The sequence below is a fragment of the Brasilonema angustatum genome (assembly GCF_059505445.1).
The window spans coordinates 1-16124 of record NZ_JCACKO010000117.1 but is presented as its reverse complement, the minus strand read 5'-3'; the positions used below and the strand labels follow the sequence as shown (position 1 = coordinate 16124).

At 42.6% G+C, this 16124-nt stretch carries 13 protein-coding genes; 7 read left to right on the top strand and 6 right to left on the bottom strand.

Annotation, left to right across the window (positions count from 1 at the left end; genetic code table 11):
* Positions 1-638 precede the first annotated feature (638 nt).
* Complete coding sequence (nifJ, locus tag AC5JM2_RS18720; RefSeq protein WP_495836361.1) at positions 639-4610, top strand: pyruvate:ferredoxin (flavodoxin) oxidoreductase; 3972 nt, start codon at positions 639-641, stop codon at positions 4608-4610.
* Between the two features lie 170 nt (positions 4611-4780).
* Here nifJ and AC5JM2_RS18715 read toward each other — a convergent pair whose 3' ends face one another.
* Positions 4781-6427, bottom strand: a complete 1647-nt coding sequence (locus tag AC5JM2_RS18715; protein WP_495836360.1) for an alkaline phosphatase family protein — start codon at positions 6425-6427, stop codon at positions 4781-4783.
* Between the two features lie 685 nt (positions 6428-7112).
* On the opposite strand from AC5JM2_RS18715, the gene AC5JM2_RS18710 reads away from it, so the two are divergent.
* Positions 7113-7796 (top strand): carbonic anhydrase, encoded by a 684-nt coding sequence (locus tag AC5JM2_RS18710; protein ID WP_495836359.1) that lies wholly within the window; start codon positions 7113-7115, stop codon positions 7794-7796.
* A 284-nt stretch (positions 7797-8080) separates the two neighbouring features.
* Here AC5JM2_RS18710 and AC5JM2_RS18705 read toward each other — a convergent pair whose 3' ends face one another.
* From AC5JM2_RS18705 to AC5JM2_RS18690, 4 genes are all read right to left on the bottom strand, one after another.
* Complete coding sequence (locus AC5JM2_RS18705) at positions 8081-8911, bottom strand: class I SAM-dependent methyltransferase (RefSeq protein ID WP_495836358.1); 831 nt, start codon at positions 8909-8911, stop codon at positions 8081-8083.
* Positions 8912-9041: 130 nt separating this feature from the next.
* The gene (locus tag AC5JM2_RS18700) at positions 9042-9929 is read right to left on the bottom strand and encodes a class I SAM-dependent methyltransferase (protein WP_495836357.1); all 888 of its coding nucleotides are present in this window, start codon (positions 9927-9929) and stop codon (positions 9042-9044) included.
* A gap of 246 nt (positions 9930-10175) precedes the next feature.
* Positions 10176-10334, bottom strand: coding sequence for a YqaE/Pmp3 family membrane protein (locus tag AC5JM2_RS18695; RefSeq protein ID WP_210620510.1), 159 nt, complete (start codon positions 10332-10334; stop codon positions 10176-10178).
* A 105-nt stretch (positions 10335-10439) separates the two neighbouring features.
* Complete coding sequence (locus AC5JM2_RS18690) at positions 10440-10811, bottom strand: translation initiation factor (protein ID WP_495836356.1); 372 nt, start codon at positions 10809-10811, stop codon at positions 10440-10442.
* A gap of 92 nt (positions 10812-10903) precedes the next feature.
* On the opposite strand from AC5JM2_RS18690, the gene AC5JM2_RS18685 reads away from it, so the two are divergent.
* The 3 genes from AC5JM2_RS18685 to AC5JM2_RS18675 all read left to right on the top strand — a co-directional run bounded on the left by AC5JM2_RS18685 (position 10904) and on the right by AC5JM2_RS18675 (position 12607).
* Positions 10904-11047, top strand: a complete 144-nt coding sequence (locus tag AC5JM2_RS18685; protein ID WP_495836355.1) for a hypothetical protein — start codon at positions 10904-10906, stop codon at positions 11045-11047.
* Between the two features lie 239 nt (positions 11048-11286).
* Positions 11287-11835, top strand: coding sequence for a CAP domain-containing protein (locus tag AC5JM2_RS18680; RefSeq protein WP_495836354.1), 549 nt, complete (start codon positions 11287-11289; stop codon positions 11833-11835).
* Between the two features lie 148 nt (positions 11836-11983).
* Positions 11984-12607: a ribonuclease H-like domain-containing protein gene (locus AC5JM2_RS18675; RefSeq protein ID WP_495836353.1), complete on the top strand. Its 624-nt coding sequence runs from the start codon at positions 11984-11986 to the stop codon at positions 12605-12607.
* Positions 12608-12853: 246 nt separating this feature from the next.
* Here the strand turns inward: AC5JM2_RS18675 and AC5JM2_RS18670 are convergent, their stop codons facing one another.
* Complete coding sequence (locus AC5JM2_RS18670; RefSeq protein WP_495836534.1) at positions 12854-13297, bottom strand: rhodanese-like domain-containing protein; 444 nt, start codon at positions 13295-13297, stop codon at positions 12854-12856.
* Between the two features lie 710 nt (positions 13298-14007).
* Between AC5JM2_RS18670 and AC5JM2_RS18665 the strand changes: the two genes are divergently transcribed.
* Both AC5JM2_RS18665 and AC5JM2_RS18660 read left to right on the top strand, forming a co-directional pair.
* Positions 14008-14373 carry a CU044_2847 family protein gene (locus tag AC5JM2_RS18665; protein WP_495836352.1) on the top strand — a complete coding sequence of 122 codons (366 nt, stop codon included), beginning with the start codon at positions 14008-14010 and terminating at the stop codon, positions 14371-14373.
* 17 nt (positions 14374-14390) lie between these two features.
* On the top strand, positions 14391-16124 hold a 1734-nt coding region (locus AC5JM2_RS18660; protein WP_495836351.1), incomplete at its 3' end, for a trypsin-like peptidase domain-containing protein.

Sequence of the window (16124 nt, the reverse complement as noted above, 5' to 3'; positions counted from 1 at the left end):
AATTATCAGATTCTTGGGTGTAGAGTGAAACAAGTTGTACTGGTTTTTGTCAGAGAGAAGAATTTCTGCTTGTAATGATAATTGTGAATTCAATTCAATGTTTATTTAATACCATAATTTTATTATTAATTATACTCCAATTTGCTCTATCAAAGTTCTGATTAAATTCTCGAACCTATACCCCCAGAAAAAGACTTGAATTTCTAAAAACCTTAGAGAATAGAGCTTTTGTTTTTTGAGTACATCAGTAATGAACAGAAAAAAACAAAAATGATGTGATGCAATACTAAAAAAGCAAGATTAGTGTTCCTTCAAAAGAAGAGCGAAATGTAGTCAGCCAACGAGATAACTTAGCATGAAAAAATATTGATATAAAAATTGACGTCACGGGTAGCAACTACACAGTTTATTTGATATCCACCAAGTCATAAGTTTTAGACTCATTACATTTCGATGAAGTGAGCTAAACAATGTAGCAGCTAATTATGTATTTGATACCTGATATCTTGCACCCTCCGGGTTCGGCTGATCCTAATCTGTACTCTCATCGCTCAAGAAGAAAACGAAACTTGCATCACTAGGTAGGAATAGATGACCGCAATTCCAGCAGGCGGCAATCTCAGAGGAGAGGAGAAATCATGAAAAAAACCTTTGCAACAATAGATGGAAATGAGGCTGTTGCCCGTGTTGCTTTTCGCCTAAATGAAGTGATTGCCATTTATCCTATCACCCCCTCATCATCAATGGGTGAATGGGCAGATACCTGGTCGAGTGAAGAACGTCCGAATGTGTGGGGTACTGTTCCAAGAGTGGTGGCAATGCAAAGTGAAGGCGGGGCAGCGGCTGCAGTGCATGGGGCATTGCAAACAGGTAGTCTGACGACGACCTTCACATCATCCCAAGGATTGCTGTTGATGATTCCCAACCTGTACAAAATAGCAGGTGAACTCACCAGTGCCGTTATTCACGTTGCTGCACGCTCTTTGGCAACCCACGCCCTGTCAATTTTTGGCGATCATAGTGACGTGATGGCTGCGCGTGCGACTGGCTTTGCCTTGTTGTGTTCCGCTTCAGTACAGGAAAGTCAAGACTTTGCTCTGATTGCCCAAGCCGTTACCCTTCAAGCACGAGTGCCATTTATGCACTTCTTTGACGGCTTCCGCACTTCTCATGAAATTCAGAAAGTTCAACTCTTAGAAGACAGCGATCTCCTGGCGCTGATTGATGAGGAACTGGTCTTTGCCCATCGCGATCGCGCTTTAACCCCAGATCATCCAGTCTTGCGGGGAACCGCCCAAAACCCCGATGTTTACTTTCAATCCCGCGAAAGCATTAATCCCTATTACAACGTTTGTCCCGACATTGTCCAACAAGCAATGGATAAATTCGGGGAACTCACAGGACGATATTACCGCATCTTTGAATACCACGGTGCCCCTGATGCAGAAGAAGTTATCGTGATTATGGGTTCCGGCTGTGAAACAGTGCATGAAACCGTAGATCACCTCATTGCCCGTGGAAAAAAAGTTGGTGTTGTCAAAGTTAGGCTATTCCGTCCTTTTGACGTCAAACGCTTTGTAGAAGTTTTACCTGCTAGTGTCAAAGCAATAGCAGTCCTAGATCGCACCAAAGAACCTGGTAGTGCAGGTGAACCCCTTTATTTGGATGTTGTCACTGCTGTTCACGAGGAGTGGTTAGATAGAGAAAGGGGGAGTGGAAGACTTTCTACTCCGAGAATTATCGGTGGTCGTTACGGTCTTTCTTCCAAAGAATTTACCCCAGCGATGGTGCAGGCAGTTTTTGAAAGCCTGACTCAGGCAAAACCAAAAAATCACTTTACCATCGGTATTAACGACGACGTTAGTCACACCTCTTTAACATTTGACGCCGACTTTTCTATTGAACCAGATAACGTTGTGCGGGCAATGTTCTATGGGTTGGGTTCCGATGGCACAGTCGGCGCAAACAAAAACTCAATCAAGATTATTGGTGAACAAACTGATAACTACGCTCAAGGTTACTTTGTTTACGATTCCAAAAAATCCGGTTCAATGACTGTGTCGCACCTGCGTTTTGGTCCACAACCAATTCGCTCAACTTACCTGATTGACAAAGCCAACTTTATTGGTTGTCATCAGTCGGTCTTCCTAGAACGCATTGATGTGCTAAAAGCCGCTGTTGTTGGAGGAACATTCCTACTGAACAGTCCTTATGATGCTGATACTGTTTGGGAACATCTCCCAGTGGAAGTACAACAGCAAATTACTCGCAAGCAACTAAAGTTTTATGTCATCAATGCGAATCAGGTTGCTCGCGAAAGTGGCATGGGAGGACGGATTAACACAATCATGCAGGTATGCTTCTTTGCTTTAGCAGGTGTCCTACCACAAGAAGAAGCGATCGCCAAAATCAAGCAAGCCATTGAAAAAACTTACGGTAAGAAAGGGGCGGAAGTCGTCCGCATGAACTTAGAAGCTGTAGACAGGACTTTGGAAAATTTGCATAAAGTCGAAGTAGAGATCAACCAGATCACTTCCTCATCCCCCTCATCACCCCCATCTCCGTCATCACCCCCACCCCCTCCACCTCCCCCATCTCCCCCATCTCCTCCATCTCCCTATCCCTCACTCCCCGTTAGTCCACCAGAATTTATGCGAGAAGTTCTCGGCAAAATCATGGCATGGCAGGGAGATGAATTGCCCGTGAGTGCGTTCCCGACAGATGGAACTTTTCCCACAGGGACTGCAAAATGGGAAAAACGCAATGTGGCAGAAGAAATTCCTGTTTGGGATCCTGATGTCTGCGTACAGTGTAGCAAGTGTGTCATCGTTTGTCCTCATGGTGTGATTCGGGGTAAGGCTTATGAAGCGGGTGAATTAGCTAACGCCCCAACAACTTTTAAATCAATCAACGCTAAAGATAAAGACTTTGCAAAACAGAAGTTTACAATTCAAGTTGCCCCAGAAGATTGTACAGGATGTGGTATCTGTGTAGATGTTTGCCCTGCCAAAAATAAATCTTTGCCAGAACGCAAAGCAATTTACATGGAACCGCAGTTACCTTTGCGAGAACAAGAGCGTGAAAACTGGAATTTCTTCTTAAGTTTGCCAAATCCTGACCGTCGGCAACTTAAACTACATCAGATTCGCCAACAACAACTGCAAGAACCATTGTTTGAATTTTCTGGTGCTTGTGCTGGTTGTGGCGAGACGCCTTACCTAAAATTACTGACACAATTGTTTGGCGATCGTGCAATTATTGCCAATGCCACAGGTTGTTCTTCAATCTACGGTGGAAACCTACCGACAACTCCTTGGACAACGAACGCCGAAGGAAAAGGTCCTGCATGGTCTAATGGTTTATTTGAAGACAACGCTGAATTTGGCTTTGGTTTCCGGCTCTCCCTAGATAAGCACGCCGAATTTGCCGCTGAACTTCTGCAAAAACTCAGCGATAAAATAGGGGATGATAACCTCGTTCAATCTATCCTTAAGCAAGAGCAAAAAACCGAAGCAGATATCTACGAACAACGCGAACACGTTAAGTTGCTAAAACAAAAGTTAGATCAGCTGCTGGAGAGTGAACAAAACGCAAAGACGCAGGAACAGCAGAACGCAGAGAGTTTTGCTCTGGAAAATTTCAACTCTAAAATTGTAACTACATATGACAATGGATACACGCAGACAAAACAAACAAATGTCAGCGTACCCTTTTCTTCTGTTGTCGCAGACGCTACGCGAACACAACGCCTAACTGCGAACGGGAAGCAGCAGCATTCATCAGCAGTTACAACCGCAGATATACACGAGCACACGCAGAACCAAAAAATAAATGTCAGCGTACCCTTTTCTTCTGTTGTCGCAGACACTACGCGAACAGAACGCCTAACGGCGAACGGGAAGCCCCAGCGTCCATCAGCGGTTCAAAATCTTAAATCAATAGCTGATTACCTAGTAAGGAAAAGTGTTTGGATTGTCGGCGGTGACGGTTGGGCATATGACATCGACTTTGGTGGAATCGACCATGTACTTGCCAGTGGTCGCAATGTGAATATTTTGGTCATGGACACCGAAGTCTATTCCAACACAGGTGGTCAGTCTTCCAAAGCGACTCCACGAGCAGCAGTTGCTAAGTTTGCTTCCAGTGGCAAGCCAGCAGGCAAGAAAGACTTGGGACTAATTGCCATGACCTACGGTAATATTTACGTAGCAAGTGTAGCGCTTGGTGCACGGGATGAACATACTCTCAAGGCATTTCTGGAAGCAGAAGCTTATGATGGACCATCACTGATTATTGCCTATAGCCACTGCATTGCCCACGGTATCAACATGACTACAGCAATGAATCATCAGAAAGCTTTGGTAGAAGCAGGTCGTTGGTTGCTGTATCGATATAATCCTGACTTACGCAAAGAGGGTAAGAATCCTTTGCAATTGGATATGCGTCAGCCCAAGCAATCAGTAGAACAGTCGATGTACCAAGAGAATCGCTTCAAAATGCTCACTAAGAGTAAACCTGCCCTTGCCAAGCGCCTGTTGGAAGAAGCGCAAGCTGAGGTAGATGCACGCTGGCAGATGTACGAGTATTTGGCAAATCGCAAACTACCTTAACAGCTTTGGATTTGGTGAAGTCCGACATGTGGAATTTGGACAATTGACCAAGCCTTGAGTCCTTACGGACAAGCTGCTTTGAACGGGCAAGGTAGAAGGCAGAAATGAAAAAAAACGGTCCATCTGTCCTCTACCAATCCTTGTCCAAATCGGCTACAAGCCCGCACTGATTATCTTTTTTCGATACCCGTCCCTGGTAGAGAGGGTGTATGCTCGACTCTAACTCCCTCAAGTTTTTTCGGATTCATTCCTAGTGCCTCCAAGATCGTAACTGCAATCTGCTTGTTAGAAACTGTCTTGGTTTGAACACTACCTTTGACACTAGCATTAAGTCCACCACTAATGAGAATGAGGGGAACATGGGTGTCATCCTCGGAGTAGCCGCCATGTTCAGCCACCTTGCTAGGATTGTTAGGATTACTGACCAAAACAACACCAGGCTTGAGTTTTACCACCAGGCTAGGCGCACGATTATCAGTCAGGGGATTACCAAAACCAAACTTCACCAAGTCATACCCAACGAGAATTTGTTCAACAGAAGGATTGTTCAGCTTAGTCAGAATATCCTTTGCTTGTGCTGCCTGAGTGGGGTCTTGTAGCCATATAATAGAGGCGTCATCAGGTACGTTGTGAACCACAGTAATGCCTGCTGCTGTCAGGGGAGCAGTAAAAGTATCTTCACTGAGCAGAGTGACTGGTTGCAAGCGAGGATTCTGACCATGCTTTGCCGTGAGTACCACTAGAGTGCTATCAAATAGGTTCTTTTGCTTGAGGGCATCGACGATTTTGCCAACACTGGCATCGGTGTGCTGGAGTGCATCGATAAACCCAGCAGAAGGCGTTCCATCTGCTGCAATGCCGTTGCCGGGAAGCTTTTCGGAAACGCTGACTGCTTGGAAGTTAGTACCAAAGATAGCAGGGGGATTGCTTAAAATTGCTTCGTTAGCATCCACATAAGACTTACCTGAGGATGTCAAACCCTGAATTTCGTTAATAACGGCGTTGAGTTTGAGATCATCGTAGATTTCAGTGGTTTTGATATCCTTGGTAACCGTTTTGAAAGTTGTTCCCTGTGGTGCTGTTGATTTGTCAACTAGTTGATCATTGATGATTGCTACAGAAGCGTTAATCTCAGGTGTGTACAAGTCATCAACACCTTTGCCTGAAGGACCGTTGAGGAGGTCATAAGCAGGATGTTTCTCTGCATAAGCAGTTCGTAATCCAGCTTCTTTTGCGACTTCAAACACAGTGTTTACTCTAAGATAATTATGAGGGTAAACAGGGTTACTATTGGCATCGATGGGAAGTTTGCTCTGGTCGATACTATCAGTGCTAAAGTTGCCGCCACCACTGAGCAAAGTGCTATCTTTATCGATACCCTCGTCAAAGGTAACTTCTGTTCCCAGGCTGGTACTGTCAGCAGCTTTGAGTGTGCGATCATAGCTAGAATCGTAGTACACTCCAGTGGTCAATGGACCAGCCCCAGTAAAGTAAGCCAGAGTGCCAGGAAAGGAATCGCTAGGAATAGCTGTAAAGGCGTTAGTATAAGTGATACCTGTTTTCTGTAAGTTTGTTATATTAGGCAAGTAAGCTTGCAGCTTGGGATCTGTCAAATCCGATTCCCGTAAACCATCGACTGACAGCACCAAGACGCTCTTATATTTTCCAAAGTGCTTGCTGTAGACTTGAGCGTATTTACCAGGAAGTTTTTTGAGAGTTTCAACTTGGGCTTTTTTCTCACCAACTGTAATTCTGAGTGCTGGCGAAGAGTAAACAATACTGACTAGTTGAGGCTGCAAGTATTGAATTGGTATCATGATGCTCTTATGTATTATTGAGACAGAGTTCTGGCAGCGATTTTAGATAAGTATGTATTCAGCCTAGGTAAAGAAAGCTTGAAAAAGGCTATCAAATCCTAAATAGAAATACTCACCTTTGAAACAAAAGAATACCAGTCAAGTATTAAGGAAAGGTTATAGGGTTATTAAGTCACAGATATTGTCAACTTAAGTCAGGATTGGCAATCTTAAATCAACCGCTTAATTACTTATATAGCAACGGACATATTGGTTAGGACATCATATTTTGATCTCAAGGGAACAGGGAACAGGGAACAGAGAAATGTCCTAACAATTGTGGCGACTGCTATAATTCCTGCCTTACCTCACCCATAGCCTCTGTCCAACATCCGAGAGGTTAGGGGTGAGGTTCGTGAAATTCTTCGTTTTTTGTAAGTGTTCATCCGGACACGATATCATGCCGCATAGATGTATTAGTTGCTTCAATCCAAGTTAACTCTAGTTAGCCCGTTTCCAAAATTAATACATAGTTATTGATTCGCTTAACACCTTTTTTCATAATTGAAATTTTAGAGAGTAATCCTATTAAAATTGTGGAAAAAAAGGAGGAGCTTTCTAATTTTTAATAATTTTATAAGTTCATTTCGCTCCTTCAGAAACTGTAGAGAAGCTAAGATATATATGAAATGCTCCCTAAAATTTGATGAAAAATAACAACATTGATGATCTCCTCAGAAATAATCAGGCTTGGGTTGCAGAAAAACTGGCTCTAGACCCGATGTACTTTGAACAATTATCCAGCGGACAAACACCACCCTATCTCTACATCGGGTGTTCTGATAGTCGTCTGCCCTTAACAAACTTTACCCGTACAGAACCAGGAGAGTTATTTGTACATCGTAATATTGCTAATCAAGTTTCTCTGACGGATATTAACTTTTTAGCCGTTTTAGAATACGCAATTTTACATCTTGAGGTGAAACACATTATCGTTTGTGGTCATTACGATTGCGGAGGAATTAAGGCGGCTTTAGAAGGAAGAACCATTGGGATTATTGATAACTGGGTGAATCCAATTCGGGAACTCTATTTACAGAAACAAGACGAAATTCATGCTTTGACGACAAGAGAAGAACGTCTAAATCGTTTGGCAGAAATCAATGTTGCGGCGCAAGTAAAAAATCTTTTCCAAACTTCGGTCATGCGTCAGGCGCTTGAACAGCAAAAAGCGCCGATGGTTCATGGCTGGGTGCTGGATATACGCACTGGCTTGATCAAAGATTTGAACATCTCAACCCTGGAATGGCAATTACACCCCTGCCCCTTGCTTCTGGAGTTTAGACTTTATGCCATCTTAAACAATAAGAATCAACCAGAACCAATATAGGTAAAAGTTAATGCCCTCATAACCTTTGTCAGGGCTTTATTTATGCAAATCAGCTTGAGGGAGAAAACACCTGGCTGAAAGACTCAATTCGACTATTACTGCACTACCTAAAACTCTGGTATGTTTCAGTTCCGCTGCGGATTAATACCCTATGGCTGACGCCACGCCTTACGGCTATCGGGAACGCCCGTCACCAGGGCGTGGGAAACACTCATTCAGTGCTGGTCTCACCCCCATTATGCAACACCAAAAATTCGTCCAAAGCGATGTAGCAAACTTAAAAATCATCTGTCTTTTCGGGCAATCTGAACCGCACAGAGATATGAGAGTTGAATATTCTCTCCAAAGTCCTCCAACTTTTCCCTCAACCTTTCAAATAGCAAATCTTTCGTCTGCGGATCAAGCGATCGCAGAGTACTTACATGGCGAGTACTTAAAAGGTTAATAAAATTATCGATACTATATGTAACTTCACACGCTATCTGCTCAGACACCAAATCTCTAAAACAACCTGAGTTCAGAATGTTTTGTCCAAAACCTCTTATTATATCCGCTTGAGTTTCTGCACCTTCATAATTGACAACTGAAAGAGCGTAGGCTTGATAGACCTCCTCAATTGCTTGGTAAACCTCGTATCGAGGTTCGGGTGTCATATTCCATAACAAGATCAGATAACCGTTGTCTTGTAATGCCTCCGCCGCTTTGGGATATCCAATTTCAGGCGGTATCCAGACAAAAGCATTGGCTGCTAAAACAGCTTTGAACTTTTTAGCTTCCAGTTCCCACTCTTCAAATGAGGTATTGCAAATCTCAACTTTTGAATATAGCGCACAGTTGCGTCGTGCTAAATGATAGAACTCTTGGTTTGGCTCAAGACAAATCATTGAAAAACCCAATTGAGCAAAACAGACTGTTGCGTTCCCCGGACCACAGCCGACTTCAAGAATCGTTGCATCTGAAGAAAGTTGAGCTAGAGTCACAGCACGATTAATCAGTTCTTGAGAATAAGGTGCTCTTGCTTTGTAGTAAACATCAGCAACGGGAGAAAACCAATTTTTTCTCTGTTCCAAGCTCAGGGAAGAACGAGGGCTTATTTTTTGTTCGGGGTTTTGCATGAGCTATTCCTACTTTCCGATAACTAAAGCAGCACAACTATTTCATAGTACATTTTTAGACATAAGCTATGATAGTTTCTGCTTTTTTTTACGTAAAAACATGAATGATCAGGAGTTATTTAAAAAACAGTTAATAAATCGTATTAAAATGTCTCTGCCGCGCTACAATTGCATACATCAGAGGTAAATTCGGCACATCCTCTGGCGGAAACATCCGGCGTCCAGGTGCTTCCCGCATCCGTTCAAATATCTTACAGCCATTGGCGTAAGGGTACTCCTTCAAAACCTCCAGAGTCAGTCCAGCTGACAACAGTGCAGAGATTATGTCACCGATACCCCATTGAAACTCATGGCTGCGGTAGGGATTGCGAAAATTCTCAACACCAGTTTCATAGCCCCAAGGAGTTAGCGCCGTACCTGATGAAGCTACGTAATCACTTATTCCATCTTCCCAAGTTAGAGGCTTTCCTTGACTGAAGTAAGAAAACTTGTGACTCCAATCCACATCAAACATCATAGCTACAGGATGGAAATCCACCAAAACAAAGCGTCCACCAGGTTTGAGAACATCTGCAATTCCTTTTGCCCAAAGGTTCAAATCAGATATCCAACAAACTGCACCATAAGACGAGAAAACAATATCAAATTGCTCGCCAAGCTTGGCTGTCTCTTCCAGCCAATCAAACACATCTGCACGATGAAAGGTAGCTGGAATTCCAGATTCTTCTGAGAGTTTGTGAGCAAAAGTAATTGCCTCATCACTTATATCTACACCAGTGACAAAAGCACCAAGTCGCGCCAAACTTAGGGTATCTTGTCCAGCGTTGCACTGAAGATGAACCAAGGATAAGCCAGTGATATCTCCGAGAAGTTCTTTCTCTTCCGGAAACAGCGTGCTTCCCCCGTCCCGAAAAAACTTAGCTTGATCGCCTTTATGGCTATTATGTGCCTTGATAGCTTCATTCCAAGATAAACGGTTTTCTTCGTGAAAGTCTTTTCTTGGAGAACTTGCTGTCATTATTTTGCACCCACTTGATAGGTAAATTCATCCTAAACTGGCTGAAGATTCTTTACTACAAGACCCTTTGATGAATTTTCGCAGCCTTTACTAAAAAGACTTTTTTTTAACAACACAAAAAATAAAATACGGGTAAGCAATGCCCACCCGACACAATCCACCTCTAAATGTTCACTTCCAAAAATTTTTGGTTTTTTTCTTTCGTTTTCTTTATTCTTTTTTTCTTTCAGTTTGTTAACTCAATGTTTATTTTCTAAGAATTATCCACACAGCGTGGACAATTCCAGGAATATAACCAAAAAATGTCAAAATTAGATTAATCCAAAAATCTGTTCCTAAACCAACTTGCAAAAATACTCCTAAAGGTGGAATAAAAATAGCACAGAGTAGCCTAACTAAATCCATTGTTTCCTCCTATAAATATCAAAACGAGCAGGATTTTTATATTTTTCCAACATAACATTTCTGTGCTAAAACAACATATTTCTGAAGTTTGATAAATACAACAGATTAACCACCGCTAATTTTAGCTTTATAACCTAGCTTGGTTACAATCTCTAGTATTTTCTGCTTATGATCGCCTTGAATTTCTATTTCGTTGTCTTTAACTGTACCACCTGTACCGCATTGAGCTTTCAATTGCTTGAGTAAGGCTTGTAAGGTTTCTGGTTTGGCTTGAAAGCCAGTAATGACAGTGACAGTCTTGCCTTTGCGTCCGGCGCGAGTTGCTTGCACGCGCAGATTTTGCTGTTGAGGGGGTAGTTCCTCGATTGGTCTTTCTAGGGCAGCAGACATTGGTCTTTGTAGGGCGGCGGAGTTATCGTTGCCAAATTCCCGGTAGACAAGACGGTTTTCAGAGGATTTGCGATTTGATGATGACATAAGGCTAAATTGAATGAACCGCACACAACCAAGAGACAAAGAGGAAAAAGAGTTTATATAATGATGGTCGTTCTGTTATTTTAGCTTGTCCTGTGACTACGATTCCCCTACCCTGTGGCTTGAAATCAACAACTCAACTTCCTGATATACAAGGACGCTTTGGCATTCTGTATACCCCGCAAACGCTCACGAGTGCTGTTGGTGGATTAGAAACAGCGATTAGGGCAATACCGTAGAATGTGGTTTGATGTATGCTGTCACAATCTCGATAGCTATGCAAATAAATACGGGAACTCGGGTATCATTTTTCTAAAAAACTTAGCTCTATTATGATTGTTATGAAAGACTCTTGACGCTTTTAGTTATGATATGCCATCATTTCCTAACTTCCTGAATACAAACAAGTATACGGGTATATGAAGAAACAAAAAAATAAGTTCTGCGTCTTACAACTTTACATACTACATAATTCTCCATGTTACGACAAACTGCTTTTGGCATTGCTTTAAGTACGCTTGTCCTTGCTAGTGGAATGTCATCCGCTTATATACGAGGTCAAACCTTACCAAAGAAATCAGACCAGAACCAGGTGTTGTCAATGTCCTCACCTCGATTGACGTTACCTGTGACTGTGAAATCTACTGATTTAGAAAGGTCAGTTTTTGACCAAATTAATCGATATCGAGCTTCTAAGGGTTTGCCAAAGCTGTTGCTAAGTCCAAAAATCTCGCGGCAGGCAAGACTTCACAGTTTAAACATGGCTAAGGGTAAAGTTCCGTTTAGTCATCAGGGATTTAGAAGGAGGGTTGGTGCTATTCCTATTCGCTGCAGAAGTGCAGGAGAAAACGTTGCCTTTAACCTAGGATACAGCGATCCCGCTGAGGAAGCTGTAACTGGTTGGATTCACAGTTCCGGACATCTTGCTAACATCAAAGGCAATTACAACATGACTGGAATTGGTGTAGCGACTAATAGCCAAGGTAAAGTTTATCTGACGCAAATTTTCCTTCGCAGTACTAGATAATTCTAAAAATCGGTTCATAGTGAGTGTTTAAGCGCTCACTATCCTAAACTGCCAAAGTCCCGCAACCTGGAACGAGAGGAGGTTGGAAGCTCCTCAAGAACCCATGAATGTAGATAATATAGGTATTTAACCAAACGAAATCTCATTCATGGAAGATTTTCAGGTTTGCGATCGCGACCTTAGTGATGATGCACTCTCCCACTATCTACAAGCTGATGTTATTGCTGTAGATACCGAAACAATGGGATTGTTACCACAACGCGATCGCCTATGTCTGGTTCAGCTGTGCAACAGTGAAGGTAAAGTGACTGCAATCCGTATTACTAAAGGTCAAACTGATGCTCCCAACTTAAAAAAACTCTTAGAAGCCGCGAATATCCTTAAGGTCTTTCACTTTGCGCGCTTTGACATTACCACGCTGCGTTACAATTTGGGTATTCACGTTAATCCTGTTTTCTGTACTAAGATTGCCAGTAAGTTAGTTCGTACCTACACACAACGTCATGGACTCAAGGATGTAGTGCATGAGTTGGAACGGGTGGAATTGGATAAAAGCGCTCAAAGTTCTGACTGGGGAAACGCTGTTAATTTATCCGATGCACAACTGAGTTACGCCGCCAACGATGTACGTTACCTAGTCAGTGTACAGCACAAACTGGTTGATATGCTCAAACGAGAAGAACGCTTAGAACTTGCTCAAGAATGCTTTCGATGTTTACCTACAATAGTTTCTTTGGATTTGTTGCAATTCAAGGATTTGTTTGAACATTAATCGCATTTGCCCTTTGTCTGCGCCAGTACTGCTTTAAAGGTAACGCTGACGCAGACAACTGGTGAGTCAAGTTCTGCTGCAGAAGATCCACTTATATTGGGCAATAATGCCCTCCTTAAAGGATGTGGTGTTTTTCCGCGCCCTGGGAACTAACTCTCCCGTTGGACTTTCCCGTTAGGTCAAAAGTCAATAACGAACGACCAATAACAAAGGACAAAGGACAAACATACTAATGACTAAACATCTTTATTCCTGTGTTTCTGCGTGATCTTTCAAACGCTCAACAACATTGTATTCACCTGCACCAGCCTGAGTTTGTGATTCTGCAACACCTTCTGTAGGACCGCCGATTTCCTTCCAAGCCGCCAGACCACCTTTGAGTTGAGAAACGTGTTCAAATCCTGCACTTTTCAATGATTGTACAGCTTGAGAAGATTGTTCATCGCTATCACCGTAAATATAGATATCACGGCTTTTATCCAAAGATGATTGAGCTCGATCTACCAATGTATCAACTGGAAAAGGCATTGCGCCCAGGACGTGACCTTGGTTGTAGGTATTGCGATCGCGCACGTCTAGAATTGTCAAAGCAGGTTCACCCCATTCCAGACGAGACTTAAGGGTATGAGCTTCAGACACTGGCTCAAGAGGTGATTGTGATGGAATGATATCACCCACTAGATTATCCACAGCATTTTTCGCTGATTCAACAGTGTTCTTAGCTGCTGATTCAACATTATCCTTAGTTGATTGTGCGGTTTGCTTGACTGATTCTGTAGTGTCCTTGGCTGCTGATTGCGCAGTTTCTTTCGCTGATTGTGCAGTCTGTTTTACGGATTCTGAAGTGTCTTTGGCTGCTGATTGCGCAGTTTCTTTCGCTGATTGTGCGGTTTGCTTGACTGATTCTGAAGTGTCCTTGGCTGCTGATTGCGCAGTTTCCTTGGCTGATTGTGCAGTCTGTTTTACGGATTCTGAAGTATCCTTGGCTGCTGATTGTGCAGTTTCTTTCGCTGATTGTGCAGTGTCCTTTGCTGATTGTGCAGTGTTCTTTGCTGATTCTTCAGTGTTTTTTGACGAGTCCATACTATTCCTCTCCTGGGTGATTAGATAAAACGCCTTGCAAAAATTTCAAGGCAACATAGATCAATATACGCCCTTACATAGCGCGTTTTTACATCAAATTCGCGCCATACTTTTGCAAAAATTTATTCTATTGACAAAAATGTACCGAACAATACTGCTTGAATTTCTCTTTCTTGAGACTGAAGGTTTTACATTTCTGTCTAATGGTAGACTAACTGACTAGACTTGCTGACTCAGAATAAGTTCTATTAATTTTTATGTGATTATTTTTCGCTTCCAGAATATCCTAAATAAAAATACATAGAAAAACGACAGAAATGTCTGAAAAAATTACAACAATCCTTGGTGCTGATGGAGAAGAAATTTATATCCAATACGACGAGCAAGATAGTGATGAACTTCAAGCAGTTGGATATATTGATGACATCAAAGAAAGAACAGAAAGATTGACAAAAATGACAGTTAGTACCGTACGCAGCTATTCAAAACTGGTACTAGACAGTGTGAAACAAGGAATAACTCATACCAGCGCACCAACTAAGGTGACATTGGAATTTGGTTTACAAGCAGGAGGAGAAACAGGAGTTCCTTTTGTAACTAAGGGAACAGCACAAGCTAATGTTAAAGTCACTATAGAGTGGGATTTCAGTAAAACTAAACAGGAAAAACCGCCCACTCCTTAATTTCTAGCTTTTGCACCGTGAGTCATTACACCCTGGATCAACTCAGAGAATCGATGGTGAAAATCCTCAACCCTAACTCGCAAAAGGGAGAAATTGCGGGTTCTGGATTCATCATCCGTGGTGATGGCTATCTGGTGACTTGCCATCATGTGATCTATTTGTTGGACTTACTCAAGGTAGAGTATAACGGCGAGATTTACGAGGCGCAGTGGTGCGAAGAACTTTCAAACCCAGAGATTGATATTGCTATTCTCAAAATAAATGTCACAAATGCCAAGGCAGTTCCGATTATCAATCCTCAACAGCTATCAATATCGGTAACAGTCTATGGATTTCCGCCTGCAAAAAAGATAAACTTTCCGGAAGGGTTCGCTGTCTCGGCTCAAGGTATCAGTCGCAGTGCGCCTCTGAATACTGTCTCTACCTATCGGACTCAGGAAATAAAATTTACCCAGCCTTGGAATAGACTGCCTGAGAAAACATCTACATTTCTCTCCCACAGAATTGATGCCAAAGTGGAGTCTGGAACAAGTGGCGGAGCAGTTTTTGCTGAAGAATTGGGCGGAGTGGTGGGTGTTATTCAATGCAGCAAAAGCGATGAAAGTTATGTCATTCGCTGGGACAATATTACAACGCAATTAGACCAACTCGGACTAGAGCCAGAGAAAAATGCTGTTTGTCAATTCCTGCAAGAGATTGAAGATTATTTCAAATACATTAAGCTTTTCCACACCCAGCAGCCAATTCTCCTGAAAGAACAATATATTCCCATTCAAGTCAGCTTGGAAACAAAACGCAAAGATGTAGAAAATTTCTGGGAATATGGGGAATCTGAAGCGGAACTCAAACGCGCCTACGCCCTCAAACGCATGAGTGAAGAATCTCAGCGGACACAAGTTGACTGGGAAGAGGCAAAAAAACAGAATCAGAAAATTATGGTTCTGGCTGACCCAGGTATGGGAAAATCTACTTTATTGAAGATGGACGCGGGGTTAACGGCTCAAGCACAAAGGCAGAAGTTATTAGATAGAACTAACGCTAAGCCTTTCGTGCAAACAGAGGGAGCCAAACCTCACCCCAACCCTTCGGAACCTCACCCTGCCCTCCGGGCATTCCTCTCCTTACTAAGGAGAGGGAAAGATTTTAGCGCAGCTAAAAGCGAGGGTGAGGTTTTGAGTGAGATGTGTGTACACCGTAGCCTACAAGGAGAGGGAGCTATAGATGATGTGATATTTCCGCTGTTTATCAGGCTATCTAATTTGGATGAACAACGGACTGAAGTTATAGACACAATAATAGCAATCATACAAAGAGACTACCCGAAAACCGCGCCACTGGTCAAGCATTTATTAGAGGAGAAATTGAAAAATGGCAAATGTCTGCTGCTTTTAGACGCTTTAGATGAAGTGCCAAAACAAAATCGCAATGAGTTAAAAGACAAGCTGAACCGATTTGCCAGAAATTATCCCTGTCCAATAATTTGCACTTCCCGAATTGTGGGTTACGGTGGCGCTTTTGTGGAGAGTGCTAAAGAAGTGGAAATCGTCCCTTTTAGCCAAAAGCAAACTGAACAGTATATTGAAACTTGGTTCACCAATGCTGCGGGTTACATTGAGGATGATTCGGTTTCAGCAGGGAAACTGATTGAAGAATTGCGGGATAAACCCCAAATTACAGGATTAGCACAAAATCCCTTAGGTAGAGTCGAGAGGCGGTATTATCCGCCGTCCCTCTGTGTTAGATCCGGACGT

What these genes read in the sequence shown, in the direction of transcription:
- nifJ (WP_495836361.1), top strand. Translation starts at nt 639, where the DNA reads ATGAAAAAAACCTTTGCAACAATAGATGGAAATGAGGCTGTTGCCCGT.
- AC5JM2_RS18715 (WP_495836360.1), bottom strand. Translation starts at nt 6,427, where the DNA reads ATGATACCAATTCAATACTTGCAGCCTCAACTAGTCAGTATTGTTTAC.
- AC5JM2_RS18710 (WP_495836359.1), top strand. Translation starts at nt 7,113, where the DNA reads ATGAAAAATAACAACATTGATGATCTCCTCAGAAATAATCAGGCTTGG.
- AC5JM2_RS18705 (WP_495836358.1), bottom strand. Translation starts at nt 8,911, where the DNA reads ATGCAAAACCCCGAACAAAAAATAAGCCCTCGTTCTTCCCTGAGCTTG.
- AC5JM2_RS18700 (WP_495836357.1), bottom strand. Translation starts at nt 9,929, where the DNA reads ATGACAGCAAGTTCTCCAAGAAAAGACTTTCACGAAGAAAACCGTTTA.
- AC5JM2_RS18695 (WP_210620510.1), bottom strand. Translation starts at nt 10,334, where the DNA reads ATGGATTTAGTTAGGCTACTCTGTGCTATTTTTATTCCACCTTTAGGA.
- AC5JM2_RS18690 (WP_495836356.1), bottom strand. Translation starts at nt 10,811, where the DNA reads ATGTCATCATCAAATCGCAAATCCTCTGAAAACCGTCTTGTCTACCGG.
- AC5JM2_RS18680 (WP_495836354.1), top strand. Translation starts at nt 11,287, where the DNA reads ATGTTACGACAAACTGCTTTTGGCATTGCTTTAAGTACGCTTGTCCTT.
- AC5JM2_RS18675 (WP_495836353.1), top strand. Translation starts at nt 11,984, where the DNA reads ATGGAAGATTTTCAGGTTTGCGATCGCGACCTTAGTGATGATGCACTC.
- AC5JM2_RS18665 (WP_495836352.1), top strand. Translation starts at nt 14,008, where the DNA reads ATGTCTGAAAAAATTACAACAATCCTTGGTGCTGATGGAGAAGAAATT.